The organism is Vibrio sp. 10N.222.54.E6 (assembly GCF_041473955.1).
Taxonomy (GTDB): domain Bacteria; phylum Pseudomonadota; class Gammaproteobacteria; order Enterobacterales; family Vibrionaceae; genus Vibrio; species Vibrio tasmaniensis_A.
Window position 1 is genome coordinate 213,998 of the sequence record NZ_JBFRTD010000010.1, and the last position, 23,542, is coordinate 237,539.

Consider the following 23,542-nt stretch of genomic DNA (forward strand, 5'->3'; position numbering starts at 1 on the left):
GATATTATCTCAATACTCTGCTTCAGGCAGCTATTTTTAGCCTGCGTATTTTGGGTAATCCGTTAAACCTTTTTCAGCACCACCAAACAATGTGTTTGGATCGTGCGCTGCTAATGGGTAACCATTTTGAATACGAGCGGGTAGATCTGGGTTTGCGACGAATGGACGACCGAAACCAACCATATCAGTTACGCCTTCAGCAACCGCTTTTTCGCCGCGCTCGCTGTCGTATTTACCTGCGTAAATCAACACGCCATTGTAAGCTTTACGAACCGCTGCTTTAAACGCTATTGGCGTTTCAGGTGCGTCGTCCCAATCGACTTCTGCCACGTGCAGATAAACAATGTTGTATAGGTTAAGTAGCACCGCCGCCGCTGTATAAGTCTCTACTGGCGTAGCGTCAACCGTACCATTCAACGATGTGAACGGAGCAAGACGAACACCTACACGGTCAGCACCAATCGCTGCGACCATAGCTTCAACCACTTCACCTAGGAAACGTAAACGGTTTTCAATTGAGCCACCGTATTCGTCAGTGCGGTTGTTTGCTTCAGAGTCGATGAATTGGTTAATCAAGTAACCATTCGCGGCGTGAAGTTCGATACCATCAAAGCCCGCTTCAATCGCGTTCAAAGCCGCTTGGCGGTATTGACCAACCACGTTTTTGATGTCTTCTTTCGTCATCTCACGAGGTTCAACCACATCCACAAAACCCGGCTCATCAGTGCCATTATCGATGAATACTTTTACGTTTTCTGCTTTAAGTGCAGAAGACGAAATTGGTTGTTCACCACCAATGTTGTCTGGGTGTGTTACACGGCCTACATGCCAAAGTTGAGCGAAGATAACGCCCTCTTTTTCATGTACTGCATCGGTGACTTTTTTCCAACCCGCAATCTGCTCATCAGAGTAGATACCCGGAGTCCAAGCGTAACCTTGACCCATAGGTGAAATTTGTGTGCCTTCAGCGATAATCAAACCTGCAGAAGCGCGTTGAGCGTAGTAAGCCGCCATCATATCGTTTGCTGAATTGCCAGGTTGCGTTGCGCGAGAACGCGTCATCGGTGGCATAACAATACGGTTTTTAAGTTCGATATTACCAAGTTGAATTGGTTGAAATAGTGCGTTTGTCATTGTTATATCCTCGATTAACCTAGTTGAATCAGTTCGATTTGGTAGCCATCTGGGTCTGTGATAAATGCGATGTGCGTTGAGCCACCTTTTACTGGCCCCGCTTCACGAGTGACGTTGCCACCCAGTGATTTGATCTTGTCGCATGCGGCGTAAATATCTTCCACACCCAATGCCAAATGACCAAACGCGCTGCCCATCTCGTACTCATTAGTGTCCCAGTTGTACGTTAGCTCGATAGTCGTGCCGCCTTGCTCGTATCCAACGAAAACCAATGTGTAGCGGTAGTCGTTGTTTTCGTGGCGTTCAAGCTCTTTCATGCCTAATACTTTGGTGTAGAACTCGATAGACTTGTCTAAATCAGCAACTCGGATCATTGTGTGTAGGAATTTCATATTTCACCCTTATTGGCACCACAAGCATGGCGCCGTTATGATTTTGAGTGGAGGTTATCCACTAATCTCTGAGTGAAATAATACGATTCAGCGAGGAATTAAGGAAATTATCAAAAATTCTCAATGTGATAATTTTTTGTTATGAATATTATGACTAGCACGAACTCAATGACACAAAAAAGGGAAGCCACTGCTTCCCTTCGAGTTAGACTCTCAATTAAAACCGTAAACGCCTATCTTTAAGCGTCTTCGACATCGCATCTGATGTACTGATGACTTGTTCTCGGAACCATTTATGAGCAGGGTCATTATTCTGCTTCTTTAACCAAATCAAATAGTGGGATATAGGCTGATATTCAAAAGGTGGCTTAAACAACTGTAAACCTAGCCTTTCTTGAAACTGCACAGCCATAGATAAAGGCACTACGGTGATGTAATCCGATTGGCTACATAGCAAGATATTACTGAACAGTGAGCGCCCGTGAAACACGATTTTACGCTTAGATAAATCCAATGATGTGTAGTGATTTAAACTGCGAACTTTACGCCGTGTTCTATCTAATACGGCATGCTTTTCATTCATGAATTGCGCTTCGCTGATTTCACCTTGGATTCTCGGGTGATCCTCTCTACACACGATCACAAACTCGCCTTCATATAGAGTTTCACTAACGATGCTTGGGTGTTCAGGTACCACAATATCGATCATTGCATCGAACTCTTGAGTCAAAAGGTCTTCGTAAATACGCTCATCACTGTCTGGTTGGTCAAAGACTTCTAGCGATAGGTTTTGATTAGGAAGCGCAGCAAAACTATTGAGTAAAATCCACTGTAAGTGCTCAGGTGAAGAAATCACAAACTTACGTTCAGAGGATTGTTCATCAAAATTAGCCATCGACTGAAATACATCATTCAATTCATGAATCGGCGTTTTGATTTGTTCATACAAACTTTGAGCATAAGAAGTAGGCGTAACACCTCGTCCTTTACGAACAAAAAGCTCTTGGCCTATCTCTTTTTTCAGTCGTGCCAATGCGGTACTAATGGTCGATTGATTAGTGCTGAGTTGATCCGCGGCTTTACTCAAACTGCCCTGCTCCATCACCGCAGAAAACACAGCAAGTAGGTTGAAATTGGGGATTTCGTTGCTCATATATTATTACTCGTTAGGCGACCATAAATACCATGCTATCGTAAAAACGATTAAACATCGTCAATAAAAACATTTGTTAAAGGTATAACGCATCGATTATTTTACTAATAAAAAGCATATTAACCAGACTTTACTCACACTCATCAATCCTCAATAAACCTTCATATATTGAGACAATAAAGCCATCCCCTCTCCGAAAACCCTGTAATAATGGGGCGCACCTCATGCAGCGCGCTTTAAAATCACAACATTGTCTCAAATTACATGACACTGAGTTTCCGTTCGGTACGTATACATTCCTTTTGTGAATACTACAATGGCACCAAAATAATGACCCTCGGTATCAATATGAAAAACACTAAAATAATTTCCCTACTCTTAAGCGGTGCGGCTATCGCTTACTCTGGTTCTGCGTTGGCTGAAAAGGAACAACTCTCAGTTCAGGAAGCCGCAAAAAAATCGGCTAACCCGGTATCTGACGTATGGATGCTAATCACTCAGAATGATTACACCTTTCTTGAGAAAGAAGATGGCCACCATGAAATGCAAAACCGTTTCAGCTTTCAACCAGTAATGCCTGTTCCTATCATGGATGGCGAATGGAACTTGGTGAACCGTCTGGTAGCCAACCACTACAGTTCACCAGGTGACCGTGAAGACGGTGATTTCTTTGAAGGTCGTACAAATGGCATGGGAGACACCGTCTTTCTATCAATGGCAGCGCCTAACCGTGATGACGGCTGGATTTGGGGTGTTGGTCCAACGGTGATCATGCCAACTGGTACTGATGGTTTAACCCAAGATAAATGGCAAGTAGGCCCTGCGGCAATGGTCGCTCGCCTTGGTAAAGAAACCGGTAACCCAGCAAGTATTGAAAGCTGGAACGTTGGTTTCTTAGCTCAGCAATGGTGGGATGTAGGCGGTAGCGACAGCGTTACTGAATCAACCAATCAAGCGGACATCCAGTACTTCTTAAACTATCGTGTCAGCAACACCGCGTTAATTGGTATGACGCCTAATATTCAAATTGATTGGACAAAAGATGGTTCCGACCAATTTACTGTACCTGTCGGGTTAGGCTATATCGATATGTTTAAGATTGGACCGATGCCTGTTCGTTGGGGTGTAGAACTTCAATATTACGTAATGAAACCAGACGCAAATGTTAATACGACCAATCCAGCTGAGTATGTGCCATATGCACCAGATTGGAACCTAAAATTCTTTATTGCTCCTGTTACATTAAACCCGTTCAAATAATCGATTAAAATCCTCCCTAGAGCTGGTCTAATTTATTCAATATTTTAGGCCAGCCTTTTTAGTACTTTTCATCGACTTCTATGATCCAAACCAAGTTAATGAACAATGTTTTCTATCTGTATATGAGCCTTTTCAAATAAATCACTTTACCGATTTAGAGTTATAACTACTAATCGTAATTACGATATTATCAAATCGTAATTCTGGGTAGATACTGGTCAAAACTCTTCCTATTATCCTGCTAACAAATCAATCACCAGCCCAAATAGAAAACTGACAAATGTTTTACTTTGGTATGTCAATTGTCATGGAAGAGCCCCTCGATTGTCGAGGTAATACACGTAATAAAAACAGTCGCTAGAAAGCCGCGCGAATATTAATTCGAACGCTTCATAGCCATTTCATTTACGTCTGCTGACAAATAATAAAGATTGATTTGTAGAGAAGCATATTCGCTTCTTGATACCGAGAATCGGTTGTCTGGACTGTGCAATATCACTTTAAATATCATCTATTACTTTTGTTTATTATGAGCACTAATCTACCCACATAATAGACATCTACTTTTTAAGATGTCATTAAAGGTGACTTCTAGGCTGCAAATTCTCTCTTCTTATTGATGTAGGTTGAGATATGAACTTTATAAAAATCATTTTCCAGAAAATCTGGGCCGTTGTGATGGTCTTGATTAAATTCTGCCTGTTTATGGCGGTAATGTTTGCTGGTGCATGGGCTCTTGCACCGTTAGGCACTATCCATTCTAAAGACATCGACATGTCTCAATTCAACAATCATCCCAATGAAATGATGATGAACTTCTTCCAGATGGAGTACTTCTCTGGTTACTTGTTCTCGGTGACCATTGCTGTGGTATTAGCCGGTGTTTACGGCATGTGGCAGTTGCATGAACTGGGTGTGCATAAAGCAAAAGAACACAAAAGCGCTCACGTACAGATCGTGTTTGCACTGTCACTTTGCGGGCTCTTCATCAGCAAAACATTCTGGGTTATCGCCTTGGTTATCGCGCTAGCGAACTGGAAACATATTGGTCAATCACTGAGTGATGTCATTCGCCGTGGTGTGCAGCCTAAACAAGACGCGACCAATTCAGAGGCAGCCGCAGTCCACGTATCACCTGAAAAATCGGCAACAGAGCCGTCTCAAACACAACAGTCTCCAGTAGAACCGTCTTCAGAAGCTCAGCCTTCAAAAGAACAGGCTTCAGAAGAAAAGACTCCAACAAAACCATCCCCTACAGAAAAAGAGGTCGCATAATGAAAGAGATGATGATTCCATACATCCTAATTGTATGGTCACTGTTTGCGACAGGCGCACTGAAGAAGAACTTCAAAAACTACACGTGGGCTGCCATTGGCGGCGTAACGATTCTTGCGGTATTGGCGGTTATTTCTCGCTTGTGGGCGCCGGTTGATTTAACGAACTCAACCACAGTAAAAGCACCACACGCGGTAATGTCGCCTGTATTTGGCCAACAAATTGATGAAATCCATGTTGACCACAACCAACGAGTAAAAGAAAACGATGTACTTTACACACTCGTCGACATTAACTCTGCAGCTGACAAAGCAAAGATCGAATCTGCCATTGTTAAGAAGGAAGAACAGATCAAGCAGATGACACGAGATCTTGAGCGTGCTGAAACATCACCGCAAATCTTTAATGCGCGTGATGTTGAGAAATACGATTCTGACCTACGTGTAATGAACGCTGAACTTAATTCATTGGTTGCCGATCTTCAAAAAGTGAACTGGGCGCAAGAGAAAAAGACGATTCGTGCTGAGTTTGATGGACAAGTCGCGATTGTCAACATTGCCGAAGGTTCAGTCATGGGCAACATGCACCTTTACAACACCAACAAGAAATTTTTAGAAATGCGAGTTTCTGATCAAACTTACGGATATGTTCAAAAAGGCGATTTCGCAGAGTTTTTCGTTGATGCATACCCAGGTCACGTGTTCAGAGCAAAAGTACACAGCTTCACAACCGGTACTGGCGAAGCGGCTATTTCTCCATTTCAAGGCCCACAGAGTGTTGGTCAACACGTTGTAAGAAATAGTAACGGATTAGGCCGTACCATCGTTCTTGAGATCATCGAACCAGAAGGTTTCGATATCCCAATCGGTGCGGCTGGTGCGGCTTGGATTTCTGCTGAGAAACCGCATCCGTTCTGGGGCTTTATTGATGTTATCGGTGCAGCAACAGTTCGCCTGCAATCTTATAAGTCTTACTTAGGAGCTTGGTAAGCACTTAGATAATCGAAAATATTACTTTTAGTTCTTTAAGAAATGCCCTGGTTTTCAGGGCATTTTTGTATCTATCACAAACCAATCTTCCTAATTTAACCTTCGATATAAATCGAAAAATCAATATAAATAACAACCCAATCATCGTAAAAGCGATATATCGAAATACTATTAGCGTGTAGATAGCGACCTCTATCCTCTCTATTATTTGAGTCAAGAAATCCAATTCCTGTATCCAAATATAAGGTCACTATCATGACTAATACATTCAAAAAAATGGCTCTTCCTGTTGCTATCGCAAGCGCTCTATTTGCTTCTGGTTTTGCATCAGCAACACCCACTGTTGAAGCAGTATCAAAAGTAGGCCAAGAACTTCAAACGGCAAACGCAGCTCAATACCAAAACATCGATCTTGATGCACGCTACAAAAGCGAGGTTCTATTCGAACACAAGTCAAACATGTTCTGGGGTAAAGGCGAACGTATCCAGGTTGTTTCTAAAACGGGCGATTCTCTAGCTTACACTGCAGAATCTGACCACGTTCATCCAATCCTAACCAAGCATGGTCGTAAAATGGACCAAGCTATCATCCAAGTAGATGACAATATTTACCTTGGTTACGGCTTCGGTCTAGACACACCAGTCATGATTGAAGGTACTGACGGCATCATCATTGTTGATCCAGGCGAGTCAGTAGAAATGGCTCAATCGGTTAAAGAGCAGTTCCGTCAAATCACAGACAAACCGGTTAAAGCAATCATCTACTCTCACAACCACATCGACCACATCTCTGGCGTGCGTGCATGGGTTACTGACGAAGAAGTAGCATCAGGTGAAGTAAAAATCATCGCTGAAGAAGGCCTAACAGCTGCAGTGGCTAACTGGTCTTCAAACCTAGGTACTCTATTTGGTCACCGCACTTCTTACACAGGTGCTAAGCACGTAGAAGAAGGTGAGCACGGTACAGTAAATGACGGCCTTGGCCCACGCTTCATGCAAGGTGCTATTTCGTTCATCGAACCAAACCTGCTTGTACCAAGCCAAAGCCACATCGAAATCGAAATCGCTGGCGTGAAAATGCACATTGAGAACGTGCCATCTGAAACGAAAGATGAGTTAGTGGTTTACTTCCCAGATCAGAAAATCCTGCACGCTGCGGAAGTACTTCAAGGAGAGAACTTCCCTAATCTTCACACTATTCGTGGTACTAAATTCCGTGACCCATCAATGTGGTTCAAGGGCATCGACGTAATGCGTAAGTTCGACACTGAGATCATGATTAACTCTCACGGTCGTCCAGTTGAAGGTAAAGAAGCGGTAGCTGACGTACTAACGGCTTACCGTGATGCGATTCAATACACGCATGACCAAACTATCCGTTACATGAACAAAGGTATGACGCCGGACGAGCTAGTTGAAGTCGTTAAACTTCCTAAGCACCTTGCTGAGCACCCTTGGTTAGGAGAGCACTACGGTACCGTTGCACATGCTGTTCGTCAGATCTACGTTGGTTACAACGGTTTCTTCGAAGCAGATCCATGGCAATTAGAGCCAATGGCTTACGAGCAACGTGCTAAAGCGTTCGTAGAGATCATGGGCGGCCGTGAGAACATCCTTACGACTGCACAAGCAGCAATTAAGGCTGAAAACTACACATTTGCAGCAGAAATTCTTTCTTACCCAATCACGGTAAACAAGCAAGATATGGAAGCTCGCGAGATGAAAGCACAAGCTTACAAAGCATGGGCTGCAGACCAAGTGAACATCAACTGGCGTAACTGGGCGCTTAACGCGGCGGCTGAACTAGAGAACAAACGTGACTTCTCAAACATGATCAGCTTCGCTTCTGTTGACGTGCTTACTGCGCTACCAAGTAAGCAGATCTTCGACATGATGACTTCAACGCTTATCGCAGAAAACTCGTTAGACGTGAACATGATGCTAACGTACAACTTCTCTGATACGAACGAAGCATTCACTATCGAAATCCGTAACGGTATTGCTCAGTTACACGAAGAAGCAGTAAAAGGCGCAGACGTTCAAATCGACACCACTCGTGCAGTACTGAACCAAATCTTGATTGCGGGTCCAAACGCTCAACAAGTGATTGGTAGCAACCTACAGTCTGGTGCATTCAAGTTCTCGAACGGCGACATCAAAGGCTTCGGTCAATTCATGAGCTACTTCGATAAGCCAATGACTCCAGAAGAGATCATGCTAATCGTTCGTTAATTAGATATACACCAAGCAAAGGCATGCTAAGGATGGCGAGCCGATAACTTAGGGACCTATTGTGGTCCCTTTATCGTTTATTTATTGGTACAGTTCGCAACCTTCATTCAACAATCTCGATCTATTGTTGAAGTAAGAAAACTGCCCTAGTTCGTTTAAGGTTCACACATGCTAAAACGATTTGCTCTCATTCTTTCACTCACATCTTCCCTAACTTTCGCTTGTGGTCTTCACCAAGATACAGGATTTAGTTTAGTGACAGAGCCCGGTTCACTAGAAGTCTTTGGCAACGTCATCACAGCCAGACAAGACAATGAATTCAACAACCTCAATAAACCGGATCACTTTCGACTCTTTGCCATCAAGGCTGCGCTTGCGAAACCCCACCCAAGCAAAATTGAGTTCAACTTATTCGAAGCAATTAAAGGTCATTACAGCCAAGTTAAACTTGAGAAAGGTGTCGATGTGTCAGGTCGAGATACTTTGCCTACAGAGGAAGATCTATTACTGATTACGGAACTCGATGTGTTCGATGCGCTAGCTACTGGCACCATATCTTGGGATCACGCGACACTAAACGGTTTGGTGATCATCAATGGCCCACAAGATAAACGAGAGCAACTTGAAGATTGGCTTAGTGATATTTTTGAAGGGTAGTTGGAATGAATTTAGTGAGAGAACAACACCATAATCGAACCAGATACGGCTCGATTATGGGTAATTGAAGAGCAGTTAAATTGAAAAACAGTTACGCAGCTTGAGTCACTATGTTTTTACGCTGATTTTTAGTCATCAAATGATAAACCACAGGCACAAAGTAGAACGAAATAAGCGTGGTTAATACTGTACCGCCGACAATCGCGACTGCAAATGGAGGCCAGAAACCACCACCAGCAATAATCAACGGCATAAAGCCACCAACGGTTGTAATTGTGGTTGAACTGATATGGCGAGTACACGACATCACTGCCTCAACGACCGCATCCACATTGCCTGATGAGGCTTGCTTATCGAGTTTCAATTCCGTCAGAATCACGATGGCAGCGTTAATCGCTAAGCCCGCAATCCCGAGCATGGCGATGATTACCGTAAAGCCGAACGGATAACCGAAGATCCACACCGACAACAGCCCTAGGCCACCAGCCAATCCTGCTACCATGAAGATGATGCTACTCATTCGGAAAGAGTTGAACGACATCACCACCACCAACACCATCAATACCACCACAACGGCGACATTCGAGATAAGGCTGTTGACTGAATTATCTCGTTCAGCGGATTCGCCACCAAAACCAATCGTGTAACCCGATGGCATCTGATAGCTTGCTAGGCGTTTTTGGAATTCATTAAGCACGGTTTGAGGCAAGACTCCTGCTTCAATGTAGCCCTCAATGGTATTCACACGTTGCCCATTTCGGCGGGTTATCGCGCCGCGACTGGTCGTCAATTCAAGTTCGGCCAGTGTCGATACGTTAATACCTGTCGAGTAGACATCTGAACTGATTGGCAAACGAATATTGCTTAAGTGAGCCAAGTTTTCACGCGCCTCATCTGCCACACGAACACGGATTGGTACCGACTCACTGCCTTCAATCACAGAGCCACTTTCACGACCTGTCAGCGTAGTTTGCAGCATACCTGCGAACTGGTTCAATGAAATACCATTCAGCTTTGCGGTGTCTTCATCAACCTTCAACCACACCTTCGGCGTACCTGGTTGCAGCGTTTCCCTTGTGTGCGTCACATGAGGAACACCCGCCAAAATCAATCGCACATCCTCACCAATCGCTTTCAACGTATCGAGGTTTTCACCATACACTCGCAGTTCAACGGGCGCGGTAAATGGAGGCCCTTGGTTAAGCTTACGTACCAAGATTTGTGCTTCCGGCACCTCTTCATCCAACACCTTTTGCAACTGTGGAATTAGCGCATTGGCTTGGTCAAAGTTCTCTGTTTTCACCATGGCTTGCGAGAAGTACGGCGCGTTATTTTGCCTTGCTTGCAGGTTGTAATAGAAGGATGGGAAGTTTGCGCCCACGAGCCAATCGATACGCTCCACTTCAGGATAACGATGAATGATATCGTCGATTTTTTCAGAGGTGTTTTTAGTGGCATAAATGCTCGCTTGAGGTGGCATATAAACCTGAATCTCAAACATGTCTCGGTCTGATGGCGGGAAGAATTGCTCAGTCAGCTGAGACATACTCCAGTAACCGGTAAACGGAACCAACAACACCAAAGCAATCGTGATGATTGGATGCGTGACACCAAAGCGGACAGAAGATGAGAACCAGCGCGTCAAAGCCGGGATTCTCAAACCCGTCATGTACCAATGGTGCTGCCCTTTCTTGTCGACATCACTGAGTTGTTTCGGCAATAGCTTGGTCGCTAAGCCTGCGATTAAGGTGTGCGAGATGATGTAAGAGCCGACCAATGAGAAAGAAACGGTAATCGCAATACCACCGACAAATTCACCCGATGCACCCGGCATCAAGATAATCGGGGCAAACGCCAACACGGTAGTTAAGGTTGAGCCTAATAACGGCACCCATAAATGCTTCAACGCATTCATGGTCGCTTCTGCTCGTTGTTGCCCTTTCAAACGATACGCCTGAATGGTATCGACCATCACCACCGCGTTATCAACCATGATCCCGAGCGCCACAATTAGGCCTGTCACCGACATTTGGTTAATCGGCACACCGGTCATTTTCATGATCGACAAGGTCAATAATGAGGTTAACGGCAGAGAAATGGCGACTAAGATCGCGGCACGCACGCCTAAAGTGACAAACAGAACAATCAAGATCAGACCAAAACCGATCATCAAGCTTTTGCCTAAATCGTCTAAGCGAGTCTCGGTATAACCTTGCTGATTAAACAGCACCGTCACCTTAACGTTACTTGGTAACTCTTGCTCAAATTTACCAATCAGAGCATTAGCTCGCGACGTCCAGTTGTCGACTCGCAGATCAGGATGCATTCTTGCCGCGACAATCACACCCGGCTCACCATCAATAATGGCAATCTGGTCTTGTGGGGTTTTCTCACCACGTTTCACAGAAGCAATGTCTTCCATACGGATGATGTGACCTTTGCTATCAGTGGCTATTGGCACTTGCTTAATCCGTTCAATAGAATCGAGTTCAGATTTAATTTCTAAGCCAAAGCGAGAATAAGCACTCACTAACTCGCCGGCGGAGTTCTTGGCGTCTGCCCCTTCGAGCGACTCAGCAATATTGGCACTTGAACGCCCCAACGCGGCGGCATCGGCCGTACGTAAACTGATTTGAATCTCTTCTTGTGGCATCCCGTATTCATCAACGAATTCAGTACCCGACAAAGTTCTTAGTCGCTTAGCGAGTTCTTTGGCATAGCGCCCGAGTGTTAATCGGTCAGGTTCACCTGCACCAGACCAGGTTAGAGATGCGATAGTTGTGAAAGCATAGGTATGATCACTGTCGAGATCGGGAGAATGAGAGCCCGCAGGCAAAATGGATTCGATGTCAGATAGCTTGTCGCGAGCTTGAGACCAAACTGGCTCAGGCTCAGTGATGGTGTCATTCAATTCTAAGGTGACAATAGACACGCCCGGCCTTGAGGTTGAGCTCACGAGTTTAACTTCACTCAGCTCACGCAGCTTGTTCTCGATAACTTCTGTTACCAAGGTTTCAACACGCTCGGCACTGGCTCCGGGGAAACTGGTTGTGATGTTCGCGTAACGGTTGATGATGACTGGGTCTTCTGCACGTGGCAACGTCATGAACGCAGAAATACCACTCACCATCAGCAGTGCGGTCATTAAGATAAGCAGTCGAGTGTTGGAAATAGTCTCTATGATTTTCATGCTATTTCCTATTCAGCAGTAACGCTTGCTGGCTTCACGGTTTGTCCAGGAACTAAACGATGTAAGCCACTGGCAATCACTTGTTCACCGTCTTCAATCGCCCCACTCACGTACGCTTGTTGATTGTTGGCAAACAACACCTGAACACTTCGGCGCTCAACTTTGTTGTCTTCACCAATCACAAAGATGTTCCACACACCGCGCAATCCATCAATCAAACCCGTTAATGGCACCCAGTAGCCTTGGTCATCAATCTGCTCATCAAATTTCAAATAGGCAAGTTGCCCTTCTAACACCGACGATTGTTCAGGAAACAAGTAACGCAAACCGACACTGCGAGACTGTGTGTCGACCATTGCGCCCGGATTCAACAGTCTCACAGCGAATTCATCTCGCCCGACGCGAATACTTGGGGCGGAAAGTGAAGTAACCTTTTTCATTTGATGGGCAGGAATACCGATAAAGGCTTCTTTCCCTTCAGAGGCAAGCAGTGTAAGAGTTGGATTCCCTACATTCACTACATCTCCAAGCGAGACAAAGCGTGTTGCGATGGTCCCTGAATATGGCGCACGAACTGTCGATTTCACCAGCTTCAATTGATTGCCTTTTACCGAGGCATCAATACGCAGTAAGTTCGACTGTAACACGCGTTGCTCACTGGTTAACGAATCAATCTCAGCTTCGGCACTGAAGCCTTTCGCTTTCAATGAACGTTGACGTTTAAGGTTCGCAGCCACCAAACTCAATTGAGCTTTGACTTCTTCAGCCTGCGCTTTCAGTTGGCTAGACTCGGTTTCCAAAAGTTGGGTATCCAGTATGATCAACGGCTGACCCGTTGTGACTGTGTCACCGACATCCACCAGAATCTCGTTTACTTTGCCCGCCAGTTCGAAACCTAAATTAGCCTGCTGACCCGCCTTAACCACACCGACATATTCACGCTGAACTGCATAAGAGGAAGACCGCGCCAAGGCCATCGTTTCCACCGTTAAAATGGTTTGGACGCTCGATGCCGTTTCAGCGGTTGAATCAACCGACTCTTGGGCTTGTTCCTTTTCGCCACATCCAACAAGAAAAGCCGACAACGCCACTGCCACTGCGCTTCCCTTCATCAATTTATACATACGTACTGTTCCTATGCGGTACTCAATTATGTTCTTTTTTTAGACTAACCAAATCAAACTAGACTGTCTAGTTTGATTGTGTTAAAAATAAGTTTCATCGTTAATGATTGATAAAACCATCACAAAAAGCATAATGCTTAGCGTAAAACGAGACACATAGAACTGAGCACCAACAGGCACCAAGCAAAGAGACAAACTAGGTAACGAGACAACACTAAGTAACGAGAAGCAAGCACGTGACTAAAATCATCAAGAGTGAACAGAAAAGATCGCAGATCTTAACCGCAGCCAGCCAACTTTTCTCTGAACATGGCTTCAAGATCAATATGGATCAGATAGCCAAAGCAGCGAACGTTTCTAAGCAAACGGTCTACTCTCACTTTAAAAACAAAGACGAACTTTTCGAAACCTGCATGCAAACCAAGTGTGCGGAGCGAGAACTCAGTCCTGCTGCCTTTGATATGGATGCTGCGGTGGGTGATGAGTTGGTGAAATTTGGTGTGAAGTTTCAGGATTTATTACTTGATGAACAATCTAGACAAACCTTTCAAAATGCCATTAGCCAAGCGAATACGCATCCAGAGATCGCCTCTATCTATTTAGAAACTGGCCCTCAGAAAACCACCAAGTTACTTGCTGATTATTTGCAGTCGAAAATAGACTCTGGTGATCTCACACTGTCGACATCAAGCTCGCCAGTCATTGCAGCACGCCAACTGTTGTTGATGTTTCACGGCAAATCGGCGTATTGGGGATTCTTCGGACACGATAGCGGAGAATCTGAAGAAGAAAGACTTCACTACACTCGCGAATGTGTCGCGCTGTTCTTAAACGGCAATCAGCCTCGTTAATCGTTCAAGGTTCATGTCGCCGTTAGCTCGCATTTGAAACTGACTCAAGAAGTAACTCATAGAAACGTTTAGCAGCAGGGCCTGTCTTGGCTCCTTTTGGTAAAGTCAGGTGCAGCGGAACGTGATACCCACTGCCATTTTCGACATTCAACACAGTGAGCTTGTCACTTCCTCGACTTTCAACAATGTGCTTTGGTAGTCGACAATAACCGACTCCCTGCTCTACCGCGCCAAACGCATGATCGAAATTATCCACCGTAATGCGCTGACTCGACTTCAACCACCCTACATCCTTTTTGTTCCCTTGCTTTTTACTGCCTTGACTAGCTTGAGCACCTAAGTCCCGCACCACAATTTGTGGCAGCGACGACAACTGGTTTAGTGATATAGATGACACGTTAGCTAAAGAGTGCGAACTTGCGACAACGGGCTCCATCATCGTAAAACCAAAGGCTTCTGCTGAGTAATTAGTAATAGGCAAGTTGATGATAGCCACATCGGCCAGTTCTTGAGTCACCAGTTCGGTTGTTTTAGACAGTGATGTTTCAATCACTTGTATCGATGTGGTGTTGTTCTCCGCCAAAAATGCAGCCATCGGTTGATAAAGACGCTCAAGACAACACAAGTGATCAACCGCAACCACAATTTCAGACTCAACACCTTTCGCTAGCTGTTCACTGATCAACTCTAGCTCGCGAGCTTGTTCCAACATACTGCTTGCACGGCGCAACAGTGATTTCCCATCCTCCGACAAGACCGCCCTACGACCTTCAACCTGCACTAAAGTCACGCCTAATTGGTCCTCCAATTTTCTCAGCGCATAAATCAGCGTGGTATGGCTCTTGTTCAATTGCAGTGCCGCTGCCTGAATACTGCCTGCGCGGTCAATCTCGTAAAGGGTTTGCCATTGGTCGAGGGTGGTTTTCAATCTCATCGGTCTAAAATCCTGACAGTTAGTAACTATATTATGAACTTTTTTGTCTGTTTTTTACAGGTAATATCTATTTCAACAGGCAATCAAGCCTCCTATGTTTTGCGAAATGACCATGAGTCTCAGCGCAATACCAAGTAACTGTTTGGAGAAATAACCATGAAATTATTACAAGTCGATTTTGAATTTAGCGGCCCATTTGGTGAAGAGATGTCAAACGCACTCGTTGACCTAGCAAAGTCTATTAACAACGAACCGGGTATGATCTGGAAAATCTGGACAGAAAACGAAGCTGAAAGACTGGGCGGTGGTGTCTATCTTTTTGAAGACCAACTCAGTGCAGAGGCTTACCTAGCGATGCATAGCGCTCGCTTAAAAGAGATGGGTGTTGAAGAAGTGCGTGGTGTGATTTTTGACGTCAATCAGCCATTAACTACCATTAATAAAGGCCCAATCAACGGTTAATCAAACTTGTTCATTCGCTGAATGACAACAAAGATACTGAATAGCTAAGTAATAAATAGAGAGATACGTAATGAACAACAAAACTTTTCTTAGCCTACACGGCATTATTTACGCAGGGTTTGCCATCGCACTGTTTTTTATCCCAACGGTAATGTGGCCCATGTACGGCGTAGAGATCAATGATAAGTACGCGTACTTTCTCTCTCAACACACCAGTATATTTTTGGGTGGTATCGCTGCAATAAGCTGGCTGCTTAGAGACATTGAACCTGGCTTGTCCGCTAAAAAGCTCATCCAAGGCTTGGTGGTTACAAATATGCTCGGCGCCATCATCACATTGTATGCGGCATTTACAGGAATATTTGTTGGCTTCGGCTGGAGTGATCCGGCGTTCTTCCTTTCACTATCGGTGCTCAGCGTGTTGCAGGTTCGTCGACAAGGCTAGTTCATACAAAACCAAACCAAACCAATAAAAAAGGAACAGATGCACTCATCATCTGTTCCTTTTTCTCAATCAACTGTCGTTAACCTAGCGCGCTCAGCTTATTTACCGTGCTCAACGTAAATCAATTCATCAGTATTGAAGCCACGCTCTTTAGACATCGCTTTGAACTTCTCCATCACTCCTGGTGCAACCTCTGGTGTTCTTGAAAGTAACCACAAGTAGTCGGTATCTGGGCCCGAAACAAACGCGTACTGGTAGTTCTCTTTGTCCAACTCAAACACCACATAAGCTCCGTAGAAGGGGCCAAAGAACGACACTTTTAGATAACCCTGATCGCTGCCTTCGACAAAGTACGCCTTACCTTCCGCTTCGTTCCATTCGCCATCTTCCGCCGAATAGCCGCGGTTAATCACCTTAACGCCACCATCATCACGCAAGCTATATTCGGCACTGATGTTATCTAAGCCACGCTCAAACGAGTGGTCTAAACGAGCCACTTCGTACCATTTGCCCAAGTATCTATCCAATTCAAACTGTTGAACGGGCTTTACTGTTTCAGGCATGCCCACGCAACCACCCAATAGAATCACACTAAGCAGCAATAATATTTTTTTCATCCTAACCTCGGCTTGTTTTTATTAGTAATGCGAGTAAGCCTTGTGAAAACATAAACTTACATCCTTGGTAATACGTTAAATCCATTTTTAAAGTTCACCTAACTGTAATTTATTCAGAATCTTATGTGAATTGTTTAGTCTGCGAATGAATCAATGGTGTTTCATTGATGTTCGATATTGAGTCGGAGTCACCGCAAAATATACGGCAAGTTAACTTAATCAGGAGAGCAACTATGGACACTTTATTATTAAAAATCCGCGATATGATTCTTACCTCTCGCTTTCTATACTTACTAAACAGTGGAACATGGAATAAATAACAATGAACAATAAGCTCACTTTGCCACGCACTGCATGGATTGCATTATTCGCTAGCCTAGTCTCTGTGCCATCGGCTTTTTCTCAAAGCCTAACCGCAGACCAGATCTTTACCAATGCCGACATATATGGGCATCGCGAGTCAGACTCGATCGTTACCCATAAAGGCAAGATCATCTTCATCGGTGACCACGCTCAGGCGCAATCTTTTCAAGGTCAGAGTACCGATGTCATCGACTTGGAGAATGCCTTTGTTTTGCCGGGGTTCATTGATAATCATAACCATGTGTTTGAAGCCGCCTCAGAGCTGGGTGGCAATTGCGAACTAGACTCTGAAGCCACATTAGAAGAGCAAATCCCTTACTTAGAAGCGTGTAAAATCAATGCCGAAACCAATGGTCGAGGCTGGCTGATGGGTTATGGCTTTTCTCTTGAGTCGACACTCGACAGCGACTCTGAATACACACCACTTGAGATCATCGACAGCATCTTCCCTGATCGTCCCGTGGTGCTTATGGAGCAAACCTCTCACTCGATGTGGGTCAACTCTAAAGCCCTGAAGATCGCTCGAATCAGCCAACAATCACCTGATCCACAAGGTGGCGCATATTTAAAAGACCAAGACAGCGGCAAGCTCAATGGCATCTTATTAGATAACGCTGGCGACCAAATTATGGAGATGGCGTGGAACAGCCAAAGCGAGCTCTTTGAACAAAGCTACCAAGGGTTAATGTTCGGTCTTGAAGAAGCCGCTGCGCACGGCATTACCACCATCGGTGACGGCCGGATGTATTGGAAACGAGGCTGGTATGACGTTTGGCTAGAAGCGGAGCAAAACCAAGATTTGACGGCTCGCGTGTCATTACGCCCTTGGGTTTACCCATCAATGGCGATACCCTCGCAATTAGAAGTCTTCGAGAAGATGTATTCAGATGATAAAAGCCGTCTGTTGCTCGTCGATCAGGTAAAAATGTACAGCGATGGCATCTTCATTAATGGTACAGCAAAAACACTCGCGCCCTATTTAGATACCTATCTGCCACAGTCTCCCAATGGCCTAAACTACATTCCACCAGCACAGATGAAAGAGTGGCTAACCGCGCTAGATAAAATCGGTTTTAGTGCGCACATTCATGCGATTGGTGATGGTGCCGTTCGTGAATCACTAGATGCGATTGAAAGCGTGCGTAAACAAGGCTCGAAAAAACCTTATACCTTAACCCACGTAGAGCTGATCAATGATGAAGACGTTCCCCGCTTTAAGCAACTCAATGTCTCGGCGGATTTCCAAGTCGGTTCCGATTATGTAGCCAAGCATCAACACCAATGGGCTGAAGCCTTCCTTGGTGCTCGCCGTGCCAAAGCCATGATGAACCTAGACGCGATACTTAAGACTGATGCCAATATCACCTTGAGCAGTGACTGGAACGTACACGACATCAACCCTCTAGTTGGAATCGCAAATAGCTTAATCATGGGTAAAACAGGCCTAACTGATATCTACACAGCTATCGACGCTTACACGCTCAATGCAGCAAAGAGCCTTGGTATCGAAGACGTCACGGGGTCTATTGAGGTTGGAAAATCAGCGGACTTCGCGATTCTCAACAAAGACATCACTACAGTATCGGCAAGACAAATAGCCAAGACTCAGGTGTTGATGACAGTGTTAAGAGGGGATGTGGTTTTCGAGCGTATAACCAAAGGTAAGTAAAAAATAGCTAATAATCACTGAACATTATCTTTTCCAAGACAACCAAAAAACACAAACATAAAAAAGCATCAATAATATTAAAACATAAAGGTAACAAGTGAATGCAATTATAAGATCAATATCTGTAGGCGTTATATTTGTCCAAATACGTTATTGATATTGCATACGCTACACCGTATAGTGCGCGCAATAATTAACCTCCACTGAGATTTACTTGACATGAGAATACTGATTGGCGCAATAGTCATTGTGCTGAGCATTTTGTTATCCGCATGCACAGATAAAGCTATTACTTCTAGTAGCGAAAAATCACACGATGTTACGAACATAAAAGACACTACGCCTAACAATACGTATATACAGGCTCCCACAACGGAAAGTACGGCTTCTCAAAGTTCACTAGAGTCACATGAAAAAGAGCAGGACAATCTGCAGACTCAGTCGATTCCCAAACCTTCGCAGAAACAGAAGGCCTCTACCGCAGAAGATCCAAAAGAAACTAAAAAACAGAAAGACGCTATAAAAAAAGAGCCCAAATTAGCAAATGAAAAACCATTAGAGCAGAAACAAAAGACACCAAAGAAGTTACAAGTAGAAAAAGAAAACAATAACTCTAGCCACCAACCTTTAGTTTTCCCTGAGTTTTATGCGCCTGAAAAGTATAAACACCCACTACGTCACTCAAAGAAACTCAACTTCATGATTGGCGAAGATAGTAAGGGTTCTTACTTGTATGGTGAAGGTCCTATCGTGCCTGGCGCTTTCAAAAAATTCATTGCTTATGTCGAACACTATAAAAGCCAAGGCGTTGATTTAAAAAGGTTTATGCTTCATAGCCCTGGTGGTGTACTAGATGAAGGCTTAAAAATTGGAGAATATATACTCCAAAATAACTGGAATACTGACGCTGATAAATACATGCGCTGTTATTCAACTTGCGGTTTCATTTATGCAGCTGGTTCTACAAAGTACATTCAAACAGGTGCCGAAGTTGGATTTCACCGTCCATATATTCCAGGAGTTGCGGATACTCCTGAGTTTATTGATGAGGTTTATAAAAAATACCAAGCTTATTGGGCAGCTATAGATGGTAACAAAGGCTTGTATGACAAATTTATGTCTGAGTACGGTCGAGATGAAATGCTGATACTCAAAACCAACAATATCGACAATTATATTCCTGTAGAGAAATATTGATGCCCATTAACACAATAAAATTACCTGAACATATATGGCTTAGAGTTATGCTCTTCGTCATGGGAGCAATGATTATTCTTTTTAACGTCAAAGGTTATGAAGTATTATTTCATGCAGAGCCATTGATTCCATTCATCCCAATTTCTCCTTTTGGAGTCTTACTTGGTTGCGCAGAAATTGCAGTTCTAGCTTGGACATCAGCTGTAATCAGAGAATGGAGCGTATCAAGTCGGGTTCTAAAAATATCTATGTTTGCCTTGGTTCCAGCATTTTGGTTCCTTTGCTATTCAGGTGTAAATAGCTACCTAGATTCTTTGGCGACCGAAGAGATTCGTAAAGTAGAGGCAGCGAAGAAACTTACTTCAAACAATGAAGAATACTTAGCAACACTAAATCAAAATGTTAATAAGTTTGAGAGACAGTTGACAGAACTTAGAGCAGTCCAAGCCTCTATCAATGAACAAATCTCACTAAAAAACAATCAAATCCAAATTCTAAACGATCAAGCAAGTGCGCGGCGTCTAAAAGCTATAGATTGCTCTGCCGTTCCTGACTGTGCTTCATCTGTATTAGCCTTTGAAAACCAATCAAATCGAATCGCTAGTGACGTTCAAAGCCTTGATATTACACGAAATCAAAATCAAGAAAGGCTTTCAAAACTTCAAGATGACTTAGATTCATCTCAAAGCGAAATAGACAAGCGAAAGCTAGCGAACACTTTGAGTATGAATGAGTTTGCAGGGACAGAATCTGGATTCATTCTGAAAAAATCAGCATACGAAAAAGCTGTTTTATCAATATTTTCTCCATTCGGAGTAAAAGTTGAAAAGCCATTCGACCTCTTCATGATGCTTGTCTCCGGGCTTATTTATCCTGTTTACTTTTTATTAAACCTCTTCTTATCGCTAAATTCTGAAGAAAATAGAATTGCGCGTGAAAAACGTTTAGAAAGCAAAAAAATAAGGCACATGCTACTGCAAAGCATTACTAGATACATTCGTTCCAGAATGCTTCGTAAGAAAAAAACAAGCTTAGCGAACCTCGCAGATAGCTTCAAATTGAGAAGAAAAAGGAAATCTCGTCGCGAGCTGGTCTATAAAAAAATGATCCGATACTTTCAAGTCTGGGCGCATCGCCGGAAAAAGACTAAAAACATTGAAGTAGAGAAGATCAAAGAAGTTCCAACTGAAGTCGAGGTTGAGAAAATTGTTGAGATCGAGGTTGAAAAAGAAGTAGAAGTCGAAAAAATTGTTGAAGTCGAAAAAATCGTAGAAGTCGAAGTTGAAGTCGAAAGAATCGTAGAAGTTGAAAAAATAGTCGTAAAAGAGATTGCTGTTGAAGTAGATAAAATTGTAGAAGTTCCAACAGAAATTCCTGTGTATGTAGAGAAAATTAAAACAATACCTGAACCTATGTTCATTAACGATCCGCAAGTGATTATTCATGAACGAATTATTCCAGTACCTGCAGATATAACCGGTAAAGAACTAGAGGAATTAATTAATGCGCAGCCTCGACTTAACACAACTACACGAAATTCGGAGACAGAAGATAATATCTCAGTTCACGAACCAAACAGAGAACTCAGCACAACCAATTGATGAACAAACACTTAACGCCGATCAAAATCCAAAAGTAAATTCAGAAGGATTTTTTTCTAACGAATCGTCTACTGAAATTAAGCAAGTTCAAAATGAAACGACAGCCGAAGAACTGAAGTCGAAATTAAACAAAGTTAAGAACAGAAACTCGCATGTAGAGCTTCAAATTGCCAACGAGAAGAGAAAAGCAGCGGAGGCTAACAACCGTGCAGCGCAAGCAAACGCAAAAGCAATTGCTGCTGAATCAAAAGCTCAACAAGATAGCAACAATAACAATTGGAACAGCAGAGTAGACAAAGCGCTACGTTGGCTAAAAGTAGCCTTTCTGGCTATTTTACTCCTAGCAATTTTCATAGCTGCTAGTTTAGGACTTTACTACTTATTTAGATTGGTTACAGAAGAACCAATTATAAAAACAGTAACAGAAACCGTTACTGAAACCGTTGAAAAGGAAGTGATTCCGGAAGAATGTACTCAAGTAAGAAGAAATGGAAAAGTTTACGTTAGTTGCGATGGTGTTACTGTTAAAGGGGCTCCAACGATAGCAGAAAGTGGCGTTGACGAGATTCCAGACCTCATAGAGCAATAAAACTATTGACGCATAAATGACTACTTAGCCCGGAGTAATACCGGGCTTTTCCATGCTAAACGATCCTCAATACGTAAATAAATAATCAGTACGTACCCACAAATTTTAAACAATCACCATTAAGCTTGCTCAGCGAGCTTGGTATTTCCCTTTATTTTTACAACATAAGTCGTCGCGAAAATCAGTAGAGAAAATAGCCCACATAAGTAGATGGGATACTGAGGGTTCAAGGTTGAAGTAAACGCAAGTAATGAAGCGACGCCATAGCCTAGAGTATGAGACATAGCGATGTACCCTGCGGCTGCGCCCGGTGTACCACTTTGCTTTTCAGTGGCAAACAACGTGTAAGCAGGAACAAGCAACGCTGCGCCAATCGCTGTCAGTACCATCGCCACAGCTAACGCCCACATACTGGGAATCAAGAACACTCCAAAGCCGACAAGCAAACCCAATGCCCCCCAACGGTACATAACAAACGGTGTCAGCTTTTCTTTTTTGATAACCAAGAGTTGAGTAGCAAAAGTACAGGCAGCACTGATAGTCAAAAGAATCCCGATCGTGTCACTTATTTGATCGGTAGGCCAACGGGTGATCGAATAGATCAGTGGAGAAAAACTGTATTGCAACAACGCGACTGCGGCACACAACAACATCCCGCAAGATAAAAAAGGCAGTAATGTTTTATTCGGTAACCAAGGTGCTTGCCCTATTCCTTCTGCCTTCCGAGTTTCTTCTTTAGGGGTTGGTAACAACATCGTGACAAGTAAAGCAACACACGGCAAAAAGATCATCACGATCAGGGGAGCAAAAGGCGATAACTTTAACGCTAAAATGGAGACCAAAGGCCCAATTAATCGACCAACACTTAGGCCAAGACTCACCGAAGTAATAGCCTGTAAACGGTTTCTCTCACCACACAACAATATCGCCCAATGTTGACTCGCGGGCACCATTCCAGACACCGTACAACCATAAATTATTCGCGCCACCACCAGTCCGATCAAACAAAACACTAGCGCCTTTTCTTGGTCACTATTCATCGCAAAAAAAAACAAAAAAGCAAAGCTGACGGCCATGCCTACCAATGCCTGAATGACGACTTGTTTAGGTCCATATTTGTCGCTCTGCCTTCCCCAAAAAGGCGCAGATGGCAGAAATAATATGCTTCCTATTGCGATAAGAATCGACCACGTAGGCAAGCTAAATGAAGACTGTTCCACAAGAAAAGGCAGGGAAACGAGTAAGCCGTTTTGCCCAATTCCCATAAGAGCCGAAGCAAGACCAATAGCCAATAGTTGAAATTTTTTATTTTGTATCACAGACATAAACTCGAAGGCGCTAGATAAGGTTGGTAGGTTCGTAGTGGGCACGAGCACATTACAATGATAAACAGATTGATTTAGCGAAT

Annotated in this window: 20 protein-coding genes; 12 read left to right on the forward strand and 8 right to left on the reverse strand. The window is 43.7% G+C overall.

The window, feature by feature from the left end:
- Positions 1 to 36 precede the first annotated feature (36 nt).
- The 3 genes from AB4513_RS05870 to AB4513_RS05880 all read right to left on the reverse strand — a co-directional run bounded on the left by AB4513_RS05870 (position 37) and on the right by AB4513_RS05880 (position 2,679).
- On the reverse strand, positions 37 to 1,134 hold the full coding sequence (locus AB4513_RS05870; protein WP_102257822.1) for an alkene reductase: 1,098 nt from the start codon (positions 1,132 to 1,134) through the stop codon (positions 37 to 39).
- Positions 1,135 to 1,148: 14 nt separating this feature from the next.
- Entirely contained in the window at positions 1,149 to 1,526 is a 378-nt protein-coding gene (gene gloA, locus AB4513_RS05875) for a lactoylglutathione lyase (protein WP_012604423.1), read from the reverse strand.
- A 217-nt stretch (positions 1,527 to 1,743) separates the two neighbouring features.
- Entirely contained in the window at positions 1,744 to 2,679 is a 936-nt protein-coding gene (locus tag AB4513_RS05880) for a LysR family transcriptional regulator (RefSeq protein WP_012604424.1), read from the reverse strand.
- A 330-nt stretch (positions 2,680 to 3,009) separates the two neighbouring features.
- Between AB4513_RS05880 and AB4513_RS05885 the strand changes: the two genes are divergently transcribed.
- The 5 genes from AB4513_RS05885 to AB4513_RS05905 all read left to right on the forward strand — a co-directional run bounded on the left by AB4513_RS05885 (position 3,010) and on the right by AB4513_RS05905 (position 9,092).
- Positions 3,010 to 3,939 (forward strand): hypothetical protein, encoded by a 930-nt coding sequence (locus AB4513_RS05885; protein WP_017096898.1) that lies wholly within the window; start codon positions 3,010 to 3,012, stop codon positions 3,937 to 3,939.
- 633 nt (positions 3,940 to 4,572) lie between these two features.
- Positions 4,573 to 5,214: a hypothetical protein gene (locus AB4513_RS05890; protein WP_017096899.1), complete on the forward strand. Its 642-nt coding sequence runs from the start codon at positions 4,573 to 4,575 to the stop codon at positions 5,212 to 5,214.
- Positions 5,214 to 6,203, forward strand: a complete 990-nt coding sequence (locus AB4513_RS05895) for an efflux RND transporter periplasmic adaptor subunit (protein ID WP_017096900.1) — start codon at positions 5,214 to 5,216, stop codon at positions 6,201 to 6,203. Before AB4513_RS05890 ends, AB4513_RS05895 begins: the two co-directional genes overlap by 1 nt.
- A 255-nt stretch (positions 6,204 to 6,458) precedes the next feature.
- Complete coding sequence (locus AB4513_RS05900; RefSeq protein ID WP_102257821.1) at positions 6,459 to 8,435, forward strand: alkyl sulfatase dimerization domain-containing protein; 1,977 nt, start codon at positions 6,459 to 6,461, stop codon at positions 8,433 to 8,435.
- A gap of 168 nt (positions 8,436 to 8,603) precedes the next feature.
- Positions 8,604 to 9,092 (forward strand): hypothetical protein, encoded by a 489-nt coding sequence (locus AB4513_RS05905; protein ID WP_102257820.1) that lies wholly within the window; start codon positions 8,604 to 8,606, stop codon positions 9,090 to 9,092.
- A 91-nt stretch (positions 9,093 to 9,183) separates the two neighbouring features.
- Here the strand turns inward: AB4513_RS05905 and AB4513_RS05910 are convergent, their stop codons facing one another.
- Positions 9,184 to 12,282 carry an efflux RND transporter permease subunit gene (locus tag AB4513_RS05910; protein WP_102257819.1) on the reverse strand — a complete coding sequence of 1,033 codons (3,099 nt, stop codon included), beginning with the start codon at positions 12,280 to 12,282 and terminating at the stop codon, positions 9,184 to 9,186.
- Positions 12,283 to 12,290: 8 nt separating this feature from the next.
- On the reverse strand, positions 12,291 to 13,406 hold the full coding sequence (locus AB4513_RS05915) for an efflux RND transporter periplasmic adaptor subunit (RefSeq protein WP_102257818.1): 1,116 nt from the start codon (positions 13,404 to 13,406) through the stop codon (positions 12,291 to 12,293).
- A gap of 236 nt (positions 13,407 to 13,642) precedes the next feature.
- Between AB4513_RS05915 and AB4513_RS05920 the strand changes: the two genes are divergently transcribed.
- Positions 13,643 to 14,257 (forward strand): TetR/AcrR family transcriptional regulator, encoded by a 615-nt coding sequence (locus AB4513_RS05920; protein ID WP_004736309.1) that lies wholly within the window; start codon positions 13,643 to 13,645, stop codon positions 14,255 to 14,257.
- A gap of 22 nt (positions 14,258 to 14,279) precedes the next feature.
- Here AB4513_RS05920 and AB4513_RS05925 read toward each other — a convergent pair whose 3' ends face one another.
- Positions 14,280 to 15,191, reverse strand: coding sequence for a LysR family transcriptional regulator (locus tag AB4513_RS05925; RefSeq protein WP_102257817.1), 912 nt, complete (start codon positions 15,189 to 15,191; stop codon positions 14,280 to 14,282).
- Positions 15,192 to 15,347: 156 nt separating this feature from the next.
- Between AB4513_RS05925 and AB4513_RS05930 the strand changes: the two genes are divergently transcribed.
- Both AB4513_RS05930 and AB4513_RS05935 read left to right on the forward strand, forming a co-directional pair.
- A complete protein-coding gene (locus AB4513_RS05930) occupies positions 15,348 to 15,653 on the forward strand; it encodes a monooxygenase (protein WP_012604433.1) in 306 nt (101 codons plus the stop codon).
- A 70-nt stretch (positions 15,654 to 15,723) separates the two neighbouring features.
- The gene (locus AB4513_RS05935; protein ID WP_009847186.1) at positions 15,724 to 16,098 is read left to right on the forward strand and encodes a hypothetical protein; all 375 of its coding nucleotides are present in this window, start codon (positions 15,724 to 15,726) and stop codon (positions 16,096 to 16,098) included.
- Between the two features lie 98 nt (positions 16,099 to 16,196).
- Here AB4513_RS05935 and AB4513_RS05940 read toward each other — a convergent pair whose 3' ends face one another.
- Entirely contained in the window at positions 16,197 to 16,715 is a 519-nt protein-coding gene (locus AB4513_RS05940) for a lipocalin family protein (protein ID WP_009847187.1), read from the reverse strand.
- Between the two features lie 322 nt (positions 16,716 to 17,037).
- Between AB4513_RS05940 and AB4513_RS05945 the strand changes: the two genes are divergently transcribed.
- The 4 genes from AB4513_RS05945 (at position 17,038) to AB4513_RS05960 (ending at position 22,134) form a co-directional block, all read left to right on the forward strand.
- Positions 17,038 to 18,747 carry an amidohydrolase gene (locus AB4513_RS05945; protein ID WP_102257816.1) on the forward strand — a complete coding sequence of 570 codons (1,710 nt, stop codon included), beginning with the start codon at positions 17,038 to 17,040 and terminating at the stop codon, positions 18,745 to 18,747.
- 219 nt (positions 18,748 to 18,966) lie between these two features.
- Positions 18,967 to 19,944: a hypothetical protein gene (locus tag AB4513_RS05950; RefSeq protein WP_102257815.1), complete on the forward strand. Its 978-nt coding sequence runs from the start codon at positions 18,967 to 18,969 to the stop codon at positions 19,942 to 19,944.
- On the forward strand, positions 19,944 to 21,545 hold the full coding sequence (locus AB4513_RS05955) for an IMCp domain-containing protein (protein WP_198592098.1): 1,602 nt from the start codon (positions 19,944 to 19,946) through the stop codon (positions 21,543 to 21,545). The genes AB4513_RS05950 and AB4513_RS05955 overlap by 1 nt, the downstream gene beginning before the upstream one ends.
- Positions 21,448 to 22,134, forward strand: a complete 687-nt coding sequence (locus AB4513_RS05960) for a hypothetical protein (RefSeq protein ID WP_102257814.1) — start codon at positions 21,448 to 21,450, stop codon at positions 22,132 to 22,134. Before AB4513_RS05955 ends, AB4513_RS05960 begins: the two co-directional genes overlap by 98 nt.
- A 119-nt stretch (positions 22,135 to 22,253) precedes the next feature.
- Here AB4513_RS05960 and AB4513_RS05965 read toward each other — a convergent pair whose 3' ends face one another.
- Positions 22,254 to 23,459, reverse strand: coding sequence for an MFS transporter (locus AB4513_RS05965; protein ID WP_102257813.1), 1,206 nt, complete (start codon positions 23,457 to 23,459; stop codon positions 22,254 to 22,256).
- Positions 23,460 to 23,542 lie beyond the last annotated feature (83 nt).